At 52.7% G+C, this 13,337-nt stretch carries 7 protein-coding genes; 5 read left to right on the top strand and 2 right to left on the bottom strand.

What is annotated here, in order from left to right; translation table 11 throughout:
- Positions 1-211: 211 nt before the first annotated feature.
- The 3 genes from ACHZBS_RS21730 to ACHZBS_RS21720 all read left to right on the top strand — a co-directional run bounded on the left by ACHZBS_RS21730 (position 212) and on the right by ACHZBS_RS21720 (position 6,890).
- Positions 212-3,457, top strand: coding sequence for an MMPL family transporter (locus ACHZBS_RS21730; protein WP_319408596.1), 3,246 nt, complete (start codon positions 212-214; stop codon positions 3,455-3,457).
- Positions 3,458-3,743: 286 nt separating this feature from the next.
- Positions 3,744-4,610: a hypothetical protein gene (locus tag ACHZBS_RS21725; RefSeq protein ID WP_319408595.1), complete on the top strand. Its 867-nt coding sequence runs from the start codon at positions 3,744-3,746 to the stop codon at positions 4,608-4,610.
- Between the two features lie 15 nt (positions 4,611-4,625).
- Positions 4,626-6,890, top strand: a complete 2,265-nt coding sequence (locus ACHZBS_RS21720; protein WP_319408594.1) for a CHASE2 domain-containing protein — start codon at positions 4,626-4,628, stop codon at positions 6,888-6,890.
- Between the two features lie 157 nt (positions 6,891-7,047).
- On the opposite strand, the gene ACHZBS_RS21715 is transcribed toward ACHZBS_RS21720, so the two are convergent.
- Both ACHZBS_RS21715 and ACHZBS_RS21710 read right to left on the bottom strand, forming a co-directional pair.
- Positions 7,048-7,968 (bottom strand): hypothetical protein, encoded by a 921-nt coding sequence (locus ACHZBS_RS21715; protein WP_319408593.1) that lies wholly within the window; start codon positions 7,966-7,968, stop codon positions 7,048-7,050.
- A 99-nt stretch (positions 7,969-8,067) separates the two neighbouring features.
- Positions 8,068-11,373: a FecR domain-containing protein gene (locus ACHZBS_RS21710; protein ID WP_319408592.1), complete on the bottom strand. Its 3,306-nt coding sequence runs from the start codon at positions 11,371-11,373 to the stop codon at positions 8,068-8,070.
- A gap of 839 nt (positions 11,374-12,212) precedes the next feature.
- On the opposite strand from ACHZBS_RS21710, the gene ACHZBS_RS21705 reads away from it, so the two are divergent.
- Positions 12,213-12,821 (top strand): cyclic nucleotide-binding domain-containing protein, encoded by a 609-nt coding sequence (locus ACHZBS_RS21705; RefSeq protein ID WP_319408591.1) that lies wholly within the window; start codon positions 12,213-12,215, stop codon positions 12,819-12,821.
- Positions 12,790-13,155 carry a GAF domain-containing protein gene (locus ACHZBS_RS21700; protein ID WP_319409110.1) on the top strand — a complete coding sequence of 122 codons (366 nt, stop codon included), beginning with the start codon at positions 12,790-12,792 and terminating at the stop codon, positions 13,153-13,155. The genes ACHZBS_RS21705 and ACHZBS_RS21700 overlap by 32 nt, the downstream gene beginning before the upstream one ends.
- The last annotated feature ends 182 nt before the right edge of the window (positions 13,156-13,337 follow it).

Genomic DNA, 13,337 nt, shown 5'->3' with positions numbered 1-13,337 from the left:
AAATTTGGTGAAAAAGCGAAGTTTATGTGTGATAAATGAGAATTTTGAACCAAATTTTAAAGCTGTATTGTCAAACACAATAGTTTTTCAACAGCCTGTTAGACGCTATCAACACGCCTACGGCAAACAGCGGATGAATACTCACCCCAAAAAGGGATGATGATCGTAATTATTTATCTGGGCCGTTAATCATTTTGTAAGAGCATTCACAATGAAACAGAAAATCAACAACAATCAGCTTCACCGGATTGCCAGGTCCTTAAACCCGATCGATTATGTCCAGCGGGTGCTTGAACACCGCCGGCTTGCCCTCGCTGTGATTGCCGGGGTAACGCTCCTGCTGGCCGCCTTCATCCCTCGACTCTCATTCAAGACATCGATCCACGATCTGATTATCGAAGATCTCCCCGAAAATGTTCAATACGAAGCATTCAAGACAGTTTTCGGATCGGAGGAGATCATCCGCGTGGTCGTCAAGTGCAACAATGTTTTCGATCCGCTCAACTTTCAGAAGATCGCCCAACTGGAGGAAGCGGGGAAAAAGATCGAAGGGGTCCAGCGGGTTATCGGCCTCTCCGGAATCAAGAACGCGGTTGACCTGTCCGGGAATTGGCCGATGGAGCAATTCGTGGCCTTCGTTTCCGGCGCCGATCTGTTCAAACACAATCTGATCTCCGAAGACCACAACACCACCGCGATCACCCTGGTGCTGAATAAAGACGCCATTCAGGACGATGTCATCGATGCCGTCCAGTCGTTGATCGATAAAACCGACCCGGATATCCGGCTTTACCAGATCGGCATGCCGCTGATTTCCCAGGCGCTGGCGCAATTCACCCAAAGGGATTTCCTGCGCCTGCCGCCGATCACGTTCCTGCTGATCGCGGTGGTTCTCTTCCTGCTGTTCAGGAATGTACTATACACGCTGATTCCGCTCTCCTGCGTCACCCTGTGCCTGATCTGGACCTTCGGCATGGTTTCCCTTCTCGGGGTTCCGCTGTCGATCCTGACCATGATCGTGCCGGTCTTTCTGATTGCCGTCGGAACGGCCTACTGCCTGCATATCCTGGCTGAATATCGGGAATCCGCCAGCCCGGATCGGTCGTCCGTCGAGGCAGCGGCAATCGCCTTTTCCCGGACGACCCTGCCGACCCTTCTGGCCATCCTGACCACCCTGCTCGGCCTGGGGTCCCTGTTTGTCAACCGCATCTCCGCCATCCGGGAATTTGCCCTTTTCTCGTGCATCGGGATGGCCGCGTTTCTGATCCTGGTCATGACCTACCTGCCCGCCGTACTCTCTTTGGTCCCCTGCCGGCAAAAGGTCTCCCCCGAAAAAAAAGAAGCATCGTCGATGATGGATCGTTTCCTCGGCTGGATTGTCGATCTGAATCTCCATCACCAGCGCATGACCCTGATGGTGATTGCGGGGATGGCGCTGTTCGCCGGTTTCGGACTGTTGCGTCTGAAAGCGGAAACCAACCCGGTCGGGTATTTCAAGGATAACACCCGGGTAATCAGAAATTTCCATGACATCTACCAGCACCTGTCGGGCAGTTTTCCTGTCAATGTGGTCATATCGTCACCGACGGAGGATTACTTCGAAAGCGCGGAAAACATCGCTTCCATCGAAACGCTTCAAGCGTTTCTGGACACCCTCCCCGGCGTCGATAAGACCATTTCCTTTGCCGACTACCTGAAACTGGTCAACTACGCCTCCAACCGCTTCGATCCCGCCTTCTACAAATTGCCCACGGAATCCTGGGAACTCAGGATGCTGATGAACACCTATAAATCCATACTGGGCATGGACATGTTCAACGCCTTCATGGGACCGTCGTTGTCACAGGCCAACATCCTCCTGTTGACCCACATATCCAGTTCCAGAGACTTCCTGGGCCTGCGCAAAACGATTCTCCGCCATGTCGCCGAAGCCTTCAACCGGGATCTGAAATGGGACGTCACCGGGTTCGGCATCGTCATCTCCGCCAGCAGCCACCACCTGGTATCCGGGCAGGTCAAGAGCTTCTTTCTGACCATGACCATTATTTTCATCATCATGTTCGCCCTGTTTCTCTCGTCCACGGTGGGCCTGATCGCCATCGTCCCCAACCTGTTCCCCATCGTGATCAATTTCGGGCTCATGGGATGGCTGGGCATCGAACTGTCCATGGCGACCAGCCTCATCGCCAGCATCGCCATCGGCCTGGCCGTGGACGATACCATCCACTATCTGGTGCGGTTCAACCACGAGTTCAAGAAAGACCTCGACGACAAGCGGGCGTTGAGAGAGACCATCAGCCACATCGGGCGACCGATCATCTTCACCACCCTGACCATCAGCGCAGGCTTTTTCATCCTGGCCTTCTCGGGTTTCAAACCCACTGCCATCTTCGGGACGATGATGGTCATCACGATGCTTTCGGCCCTGGTGGGCGACCTGGTCCTGCTGCCGATCCTGATGCAGCGCGTCGAACTGGTGACCCTCTGGGATCTGGTGCGCATCAAGATGGGCGGGGAGACCGGCCTGGGCATCCCCCTCTTCCAAGGGCTTTCGCGCGCAGAGGTTCATTCGATCATCATGGCCGGCACGATCAAGAAGGTCAACGCGGGGCAGCCGCTGTTCTACAAGGGTGACCAGAGCGAATCCATGTATGCGATCATATCGGGCGGCTTTGACGTCATCGACTATGATCCCACCTGCACGCTGAGCAGTCACGAAGCCATCCAGAAGTGCATTGCCAAAGTCGGCACCGGCGACATTTTAGGTGAAATGGGGCTGCTGCGCTCCGCGCCCCGGTCGGCTACCGTGATGGCCACCCAGGACAGTGAACTGCTGCCCATCAACTGGAAGGTGATCCAGCGGCTGCAATGGCTCTATCCGCCCACCGCCCAGAAGTTCTTCGTCAACATGATGGGCATTCTATGCGATCGGGTGGAGCGCCTGACCACCTGCCTGGCCAATGAAAGCCTGGCGGACGACCTGACCGGCCTGAACAACCGCAAGGGCTTCGTCCGTTCCCTCGAGCAGGAAGCCAACCGTGCCCACCGGCTGCGGGAAGACCTTGTAATGGCAATGATAAAGGTCCAGTTCACCGACGCTGACGGCAACCAGTTTGATGGGATTAAAAACGATGTCCTACGCGGCATCGGTGATACCCTCACCGCAACGATCAGGCGCTGTGACATGGTCGGCCGGGTTGATACGGATACCTTTGCCGTGCTGGTTTCCAGCGCGTCAGGAAAAAACGGAGGCGCGGTCGTGCGGCGGCTGCGAAGCGATCTGGATAAGCTGCAGGCCCGGTTTGAAAAAACCATCGTCTTGTCGATCGATGTTAAATACACCACCCTCCGCCTGGAAGCCGAAACCGATGGGGAACGGCACCTCGAGGATGCCCTGCAAAGGCTGAGATCCGAGGATGATCCCCCGTTGTCGTTTAAAACCGAGTCCGCGAACTGAAGATGTGACAATCAAAGATTCCCGGACCGGAAATTCGTGGCGCCCATAGGAAATTTGCTTTGTTAGATATTCATTGATTTATCGAAATCCCAAAGATCAAATGACAAAAATCAAACAAGGTCTCACCCTGGAAGGTTGTGGTCATTGGTTATTGGAATTTGAATTTTATTTGTAATTTGGTGCTTGTGATTTTTGATTTTGACACAAACTGCCAAGGCGTAACCTACGGCCTCTGATCAAGCCCAAGGACCAGCTTTTCTTAGAATAAATAATAAGGATGGCGATCATGCTTAATCTTCAGAAAATCAAAGCAGATTACTGTAAAACCCAGATCATGGAGGCCTATCAGCGAACCTACAGTGACATGGAAAAAGGCTTGGGCAACATCATCACCTGGACGGCGCACCTGGCCCTGGAGAACATCGCCAATTCCGACGCCCTTTATCATGACGCAGAACATACGATCATGGTCACCCTGGCCGGGCAGTCCATCCTTGAAGGCAAGCACCTGTCGGAAGGGCGCGTATCTCCAAAAGACTGGACGCATTTCATGATCGCCCTGCTGTGCCACGACATCGGCTATGTCAAGGGAATCTGCGCGGATGACAATGGCTACAAGCTGGCCACGGGGATAGGCAAAAAAACGATCACCCTTCCGGAAGGCACCACCGATGCCCAGCTGGCGCCCTACCACATCGACCGGAGCAAACGTTTCGTTCTCGAGCGTTTCGGGAAAAAGATGCTCAGAGAGTCGGGCGGTCTGGTGGACGCAGAGCTGATCGCCTCGTACATCGAGATGACCCGCTTCCCTGTTCCCAATGACGACCGGTACAAGGATACGTCCGGATTCCCCGGGCTGGTGCGCGCCGCTGATTTCATCGGGCAGCTGGCCGACCCCAACCGGCTGCAGAAATGCACGGCTCTGTTCTATGAGTTCGAAGAATTGGGGCTCAACCAGAAGCTCGGCTACAAAACCCCCGGGGACCTCAGGGACTGCAACGCGAAATTTTACTGGGACAGGGTCAGCCCCTACGTTCAAGAAGCCCTCGGATACCTGAAGGTAACCCACGAGGGCAAACAATGGATCGCCAACCTGCAATCCAACGTGTTCGGCAACTACCTGTTCGCCAACGGAAAACCGGCGGATATCTAGTACCCGGATTTGTAAATGAAATTGCCTAAAATACCGAAATACCTGAAGGGCGTCGCCGCCGTCACCCTCCTTTCAGTGGCCTTGACCGTATTCCTGTTTCAAATCGATGTGCCCATCCTGCAACTCTTTGAGTTGAAGCTCTACGACCTGCGTTTCCTGCAGCGGGGCTACCAAAAGCCATCACCGGTAGTTGTGCTGGCCATGATCGATGAAAAAAGCCTTGATCAGGAAGGCCGCTGGCCGTGGCCGCGCTCCAAAATTGCTACCCTCGTGGAGCGGCTTTCCGAGGACGGCGCCAAGGTGATCGGATTTGACATCGGATTCCTGGAGCCGGAAGAGAATGGAGACCCGACGGTTTCCCAGGGGTTTCAAGAGGCTCTCGACCGTCTGGCCGAGACCAACGAAGGCCTGATCGATCTCACGTCCGGGCAGATGCGCAAGGATATCAACGACCGAATCCTTGCGGATGCTATCCGCCAGGCGCATTCGACCACGGTGCTGGGCTATTTCTTCCACATGAGTCCGTCGGAATTGAATTACGACATCGGAAAGAAAGAAATCGACCGCCAGCTGGCACTGATCGACAAATCCAAGTATCCCATGATTCTCCAACAGAACCCGAACGCCTCCCGGCTTCCGTTCATCACCGCCTATGCACCGGAGGCCAACCTGAAAATACTCTCCGATGCCGCCGACGGGTCCGGATTTTTCACCGTGACCAGCGACCGGGACGGCGTGGTCCGCAACGTTCCCCTGATGATAAAATGCGGTGAAGACCTCTTTCCTCACCTGACGGTGCAGTGCGCCTGGCAGTACCTGGATCGGCCCCAGTTGATCGTGAACGTTCCCCGCTACGGCGTGGAAGGCATCCAGATGGGCGCGCGCTTTATCCCCACAGACGAAAACGGGCAGATGCGGATCAACTATCTCGGTCCGGCCAAGACCTTCCCCCACTATTCGATCACCGACATCCTCAAGGGCGAGATCCCGGCAGGGACATTCAAGGATCGAATCGTTTTGGTTGGGGCCACCGCTGTCGGCACCCACGACCTGCGCTCGACGCCGTTCAGCCCGGTTTACCCGGGGGTGGAGATCCACGCGACCATCATCGACAACATGCTCACCGGCCGGTTCATCACCAAGCCGCAGTGGTCGCAAATCTTCGACCTGATCGCCATCATCACCATCGGCCTGCTGCCCGGACTGTTCCTACCCCGGTTGAAAGCCATCGTCGGGCTCCTGATTGCCCTGGCCATATTCACCCTGCATATTCTCTTCACCCGCTGGCTCTTCGTCCAGTTCAACCTCTGGCTCAACATGGTCTATCCGCTGACCGCGCTGGTGGTCAGCTACACGTTCGTCACCGTCTTCAGCTATGCCACGGTGGAGCGGGACCGCAAACGGATCAAAGGCACCTTCCGGCAGTACGTGGCCCCGATGGTCATCGAGGAGATGCTCAAGGACCCCGAACAACTGACCCTGGGGGGCGAGGAGAAGGTGCTGACCGTGCTCTTTTCCGACCTGGAGCGCTTCACGAGCTACTCGGAGCGCTACGGGCCGAGGGAGATGATCAAGATTCTCAGTGAATATTTCAACCGCGTGTCAGAGGAAATCTTCAAACAGCGCGGCACCCTCAAGGAGTATGTAGGCGACGAAGTCATGGCTTTCTTCGGGGCGCCCATCGAGCAACCCGACCATGCCAAGCGGGCCTGCGAAACTGCCCTGGCCATGCGTGACGCACGCCATAAATTGTCCAAGGAATGGGCCGATTCTGGACGGCCGATTCTTCACGCGCGCACCGGGGTCAACTCCGGCCCCATGCTCATCGGCAACCTGGGGTCGCGCTACCGTTTCGCCTACGGCGTGCTGGGGGACCAGGTCAATCTGGGATCTCGCCTGGAAGGCCTCAATAAACAGTACAAAACCAGCATCATCATCGGTGAGAACACCTACGAACTGGTCAAGGACGATTTCATTGTGCGGGATATGGACCTGGTGCGGGTGGTGGGCAAGGAGCAGTGCGTGCGGGTCTACGAACTGATCGCCCGTGCCGGCGAGACCTTGTCACCGGAACACCTGGGCGCCCTGGAGGCCTATGCCGCCGGCTATGACGAGTACTGCCGGCAGCACTGGGATAAGGCGATCGACCACTTCAAACGGGCATTGGAATTGCGCCCCGACGACGGACCGTCCAAGACCATGCTGGCTCGCTGCATGGCCTACAAGGACGACCCGCCGCCGGAGGATTGGGATTGTGTGTTCGAACCGAAGAGCAAATAGCTAACTACAAGGGAAATACTTCACGTTAATAAACGGTCGAAGAAATCCAAAATAAGAGCCCCACAAGTATACACTTTTGGGGCTCCAATTTAAAAAAATTTATTACACGCTATAATATCCCCTTTCATAGTTTTTCTGTTTGACGACTGAATTCAATCTAATAACAAATTCTTTTTGTTGTCCCCCCTGATCGAACATAAACGCAGGTAGGATTTCTTTTGGTCGTAAACTGACATGTCCGGCAGTATTGATTTCCCTCTGAGTCTCCACATTCAACTAACAATTCATCACCAAGCCCGGTTTCAATGCTAACATCCACAGTAACAGCTTCTGTTCTCGGCACTATGATTTCACCGTTCGCATCGTATACGGTATAAAAAATTGCCTCTATGCATCCTGTATCAAGGTTGTAGAAATATTCAACTTGGACCTGTTTATTGGGGTCACCAGTCATAAGCCACTTTGTGGCACTGATTTGTTCAGAAGAATACATAGGCTTCGGGCAGTTCTCTTCGCACCCTGGCACAACAATCGTCCCGAAATATGGATCGTTATTAACTTGTATGACCATATCACCGAAATCTAAGCTGATTTCTTTATCAGGGAAATAGATGATGTACCGTTTCTTATCTCCGGCGGATGTATCAAAAGAAATCAGATATGTATTGTCTGAGCAAGTATTTACAAAAAATGTTTTTTTCGGATCTTTACAATCTACAGGTGTGGGATTGTCATCAACAGTACCAATATTGTAAGGAACAGTCTCGTCATTACAGCATATCGGAAATTTTACAAAAGCCTTAGTTATTTTCGAGACATCTCCTTCAATATCATAAACAGCCACCTTACATGAATCAACACTACCGGGACATGGAAAATCAGGATCGCTGCTTGTGCTTGAAAACGGAAACTTGTTGTCACGCTTAAATGCCGTAACGGTAATAGAGTAACCTTCTTTAGGCGTTGTGAAACTAAAGCTTCCCGGATAACATTCATTGGCCGTCAACCCCTCCGTTGGCAGAAACAGAAAAGAAGACAGCAACAATACAATTACCAGCAGAAAAATGAATCTTTTCATGAGTTCGCCCCCCCCATTTTGATCTTACTATCAATTAAAGTTTGTTTTCTCCCCTAGTCAGTTGTTTCTTACTCCTTTATTTTCAGGTTTTCTTAAATGCTATGGGAATGCCAATGTAATCTTGGCGAAAACTGTTCTCGCTGGTTGAATACGAGGATTTTCAGGGTCAGTATCAAAATACTTGAACGATTCATCAAGCAAATTGCTGGCGCCAACAGTTAAAAAGCCATAACGCTTTGGGAAACGAAAACTAATGCTGGCATCTACCAGCCAGAAATCATCCTCTCCAGACTCAAAAACCATAAAGCCGCGTTCAAATTCCCCCTTTTGATCGACATAGGTGCCTTTAATCGATGCACTTAAACCAGTAGGATGAAAAAAATTGATGCCCAGAGGGAAATAACTAGTATCTACGTTTTTGACGCCGAACGCGAACGCTTCATCCCTTTCATACTCTTCGTACATGTATTCCGCGCTAAAAGAGAACATCGGGTGAGGTGCCCAAAAGAGATAGGCTCTGAACAAGGATTCATCCCATTCGGCATCTTTCAAAGATAGCGCCCCAGTGTTAAGATCAATGTCCTGATAAGGTACTTCCAGGTCACGATCAGAATATTCAAGTCCACCAAATATGGTTTTGGTAAATTTCTGATCAATCCCTACGCCATAGCGCCAGGCGTCTGTCGAGTTGTCGTCATCGAAGAACTGGTTAAAACCGGCGATTTGGGTTGGTTCCAAAGTTTGGTCGGTAATCAATGTCCGTTTCAGGACCCGAAAAGCGGCTGCTCGAATGGTAGTACCAGTTAGCGGTGACCAGTTTATGCCAAATTTTGGATTAAACTGATCCCTTTCCTTGATGTCCTCAGTTTCGGAATCCAAAAAGTCGCCACTGGCACCAAGTGTAAATGTCAGATTATCAATAAGATCCCAATAGGAATAGAGATAGAGGTTATTATGCTCTAATCCGGCGTCGATGTCGACAACATCGGTAATGGTAAAGCCGGGAAATAGCTCTAACACCGTGGTTAGTTTTTCTTTAGTGTCAATATCAAAATATCCAACACCCCCAACAATTTTTACCGGCTTTGATCGAAAAAGATATTGAAGCTCGCCACTGTATGCTTCGTCATCACCTTCAAGATCAAGTAACTGAAGCACTGGTTCGTCTTTTGTCTGTTCTTTGCGAGTACCATCTTGGTAAGCAAAGTTGCCAAGTATTATCGATTCTGGAGAAAATGCATGTCGGATTCCAACACGAATTGTATCAATTTCATCGTTTTGCCGGAGGTTAACGTCAAAATCTTCCTCAAAGAATCGAAGTTGTGTATCACCTCTTTCAATCTCTCGATACCTGTATTCTGCCTGCAAACTGGTTTTGTGGGTGATCTCGTACTGGGCAAAGAAGTTGGCGATTTTGTCCTCCTGGTCCGCATTTGTCCGCCATCCGTCGGTCTCGAAATTGGAATAGCCGGCACTCATCGATAACCTATTATAGATCCCCGCAATGACACCTTCACCGCCCCAAGTATTATCTTCACCTATTAAACCAAAAGCTTGCACAGTTGCCCGGTTGCGGTTAAACAGCGGGTTGAACTCGTTAAAGGAAGTATTCGCGGCTCCGCCTGAACTGATGAGATAAAGGTTGCTCTCCGCCAGACTGGGTTGGATCGGCGTGATGTTGTTCGGCTGCAGCAGTTGGGACTGCAGCAATTCGCTGACCCGGGCGATTTCGTGGCGCGGCAGCACCGAATATGAGTCGGCCAGAAAGCGATGGGCCGAGTAGTTGGTCGGATCGGTGTTGACAGCGTTGTACCCTTCCACCAGGGCCCGCTGCTGGAATCCCAGGTCGCTGTAAATTCTTGCCTGACTGGCGCTGCGGGCGGCCAGGTCCGAATCAAGCGTCAGCTTGGAACGGTAGACGGCGCGATTGTCGTTGAGTTCAATGGCTTTCTGCAGGTCCTGCAATGCTTCTACTGGACGATTGGTAGTCTGCTTGGCAATGGCTTCATAAAACCAAGGTGTCGGATCGTTGGGGTCGAGTTCCTTGGCAGCCTTATATTCGCGTTCATCCAGCCCGGTGCGTTTCTCTTCGTAGTAGGCTTTGCCCAGATAAGAGCGGATCAGGGAATTGTTGGGATCCAGGCTTGCGGCGACCTCGAGGTCCATACGGCCCGCTTCCAATTGACCTTCGCGGATCTTGGCCAGCCCGATTCCCAGGCGGGGAAGCGGATCGACCTGGTCGGTCTGGATGGCCTTCTCAAATGCCGCCTTGGCATCATCGGTTTTTACCTGGGTCAGGTTGGCGAACCCCAGCACGGTCTGGGTCCGGGAGAGGTCCGGAGCCAGTGTGGCCGCTTTCTGAGCCGATTGCAGGGCCTTGTCCAGTTCGCCGAAAGAAAGCTGAATCTCCGCCAGCCGCGCATATGTCAGGGCGTCGTCGGGGGATGCCGCCACGGCGTCCATCAGGCTTTTACGCGCGCCTTCAAGATCGAATCTGGCCTGCTGGGCGTAGGATTTGGCTACAAGGGCCGTAGCCGACTTAGGGTTGGCAGCGACAGCCTGCTGGGCCAATTCGTAGGCTTTCTCCTTGTCGTTGCGGACCAAGGCCACGATAGATGAAAGGGAGAGCGCGTCGGCCATTTTCGGATCCATGGCCAGGGCTTTTTGAAGATCCGATTCGGCGGCGTCGATGTTGCCCACCGAAAGAGACTGGGACGCCCGGTTGGCCAGGAAGACCGAATCATTCAGATCCTCGCGCATTTCCGGCTGGCCGGGCGGCACGTACACCACCGGCGGGTAGTAAAGCGCCCACTGGACGGCATCCCGGGGATTCACCACCGTGGTCAGCACCGGTGCGCTGCCCTTTTTGGCAACGGCACTCTGCCCGCTGGCCAAGGCCACCTCGCCGGCGTCGTTGGAAGCCAACACGCTACCTTCGAAGACGGACAGGAAGGTCTGGTCGTCCTCCACCCGGACGAGAAACTCGGTGCCGCGTACGCCGGCGACGACATAGGGGGTGTTGACCTCGAGTTTATTGGGTTTGCGGGCAAATAAGTGGGCTGCCCCTTTGAACACGTCGATGAAAGAGGTCTTCTCCTCGAATTTCTGGACAACGATGGAGGAATTGGCATTGAGCCGCAGGACGGACTCGTTGGCCAGTGCCAGACTGGCCCGGCTGTTGTCCAGCACCCGGACTTCATCGCCCGGGCAGAAGGTGTCATCCAGCGTGACCTGCTGCCACTGCCCCCCCCCGGGTGATCTGGACTCAACCGCCCCCTGCACGGACACAGCTCTGGCCGCCGATGGATCGCAGTTCGCTGTGGCAGCGACAGCGAGGCCCGGAATACCCATAAACAGTGAAACAGCGACAAAAAAGCGAACAAAATAAGGCGCTACCCCATTCATCTTAGATCCCCCCTGCTGGCCATTAAAATCAAACACGGAGGTTGGCGGGTCTGACTTCAAGGGCCCATATAGGTTAACGACCCTGGGACAAACAGATGACCGAATTGCAAAAGGTGAGAAATTCACCGCTACAAATATAAAAATATATAAATTTTAAATAGTTGGTGATATGCTGAGCACAATATAACCCATCACCCTGAACCGTTGGTAATGCGGACCAAAACTCAAAAGGAAACTTCAGTATTAAAAAGTATATCTGCCATCAGGCGAGAGGATTTTGCAAAAAATACAGATACTACATAAATGGGAATTTCATCCCATTATGAATATTATCGAATCAACAGAAATAGTAAACAATAAAAATGTACTGATTAAACCCTTAGGCATTCTACGGGTTTTATTGTTCGACACGCTTATCCTGAAAGGGCACCAGACACAATAAAGAACCACGAGGTGAGGCGTTTAAGGCATCTTGCTATTTCGAGGAATAGGATTCTGAGCAGTTCGACGAGCCGTCGGAGATTGCGGGTCCCGCGATTCAGCTCTTTTTGGTTCTGGCCAATTCACCTGGGGACCGTCGTCTACGAATCAGAGAATAGGCTTGCAACGTCAGCCATGGGTGGTATGATGCGCGATTATCGGGTTCAGTGTTCTTGCAGTCCGACAACTATATCCCAGATACAAACCCAATAGTGAAATGCCATGTGGTCGGCAACTCCGATCGGCGCAGTTGCCTCGATCACTGCCCGGCTTTTATGGGCTGATCGGCATTTGTCGAGACAATTTATAACCATTCAGGTATTTCCGGATTCCACCAGGGCGCACGTACGGATGGCCTCTTGACCACTAGACGCGAAGGACGGGTCGACGTGGACAGAAAATATGGTCCCGAACTTTTCGGTTCAACCTACCTCAGGGGAGAAGTCGTATTCCGCCAGGGCGACCCCGGGGATGTCATGTATATCATTCAGTCCGGGGCGGTCGAAGTTTCGCAGGACAAAAACGGCAGCGAAAATGTGATCGCCATTCTCGAAAAAGGTGATTTTTTCGGGAAAATGGCACTGCTGGAAACCGGCGGCAGATCCGCCACCATCACCGCGATCAGCCGCACCCGCCTGATCCCGTTGACCAAAGCCCTGTTGGTTGACCGATTGAAGCGGGATCCCGATGTATCACTGCATCTGCTGAGGAAACTGATTCAGCGAATTCAACGCGCACACCGGCGCTACCGGCAGGAACTTTTGGAAAACGAGGAGTTTAGGAATGCCGTCGCCGCCTATAGCGAAAAGCTATTGGCAGGTGACCGGGGCTTCTCACCGGTCGAAGCGCCGGATGCGTTGCCCGGCAGCAGGGACCTTACGAATGATCTGCTTCTGACCAACGCCAACATCAGCACAGAAAGTTGCCGGCAAAGCCCTGCAGGATGGGGAACCGGTAATCGTCAATGATGTCACGACATGTCCCTATTTTTTCAGTGATTTCGACAATGACAGCAGCTTCGTGACCAAATCGATCCTGGCGGCACCGATCATCGTGGGAGAGGTGAAGGTAGGCGTCATTGAAGCGATCAACAAGGTCGGCAGCGATCATTTCGACGAAAGCGACAAAAGGATGTTGATCGCAATTGCCGATGAAGTCGGTTTGGCCGTTAAAAATGCCCGCATGTTTGACTACGTCGTCAACTCCTATTGCAAAATCCGGCAAGGCCAGATGAGTTGCAAGGGTTGCGTGCGACCGCTTAAATCCTGGACACCATGCGCCAGGCAGCTTGAATTGGTTTGATTGACCATAGCGGCAGAAATGGTGTGGCCATACAGTCATAGTTCGATGTTCTGGCCATCGGAGCGGCAACCATTGGCCTGATGAAGCGTATAAGGCGACAAAAAGACGCCGGCCTTCTATTCCTGATCGAACCAAAATGGATGGAAGGCAAATGCGCGGCAAAACATAACCGCCTGACCGGC

The sequence above is a fragment of the uncultured Desulfosarcina sp. genome, from assembly GCF_963664155.2.
GTDB lineage: Bacteria > Desulfobacterota > Desulfobacteria > Desulfobacterales > Desulfosarcinaceae > Desulfosarcina.
The sequence above is the reverse complement of the archived record's forward strand: the minus strand, read 5'-3'. Positions and strand labels throughout refer to the sequence as shown.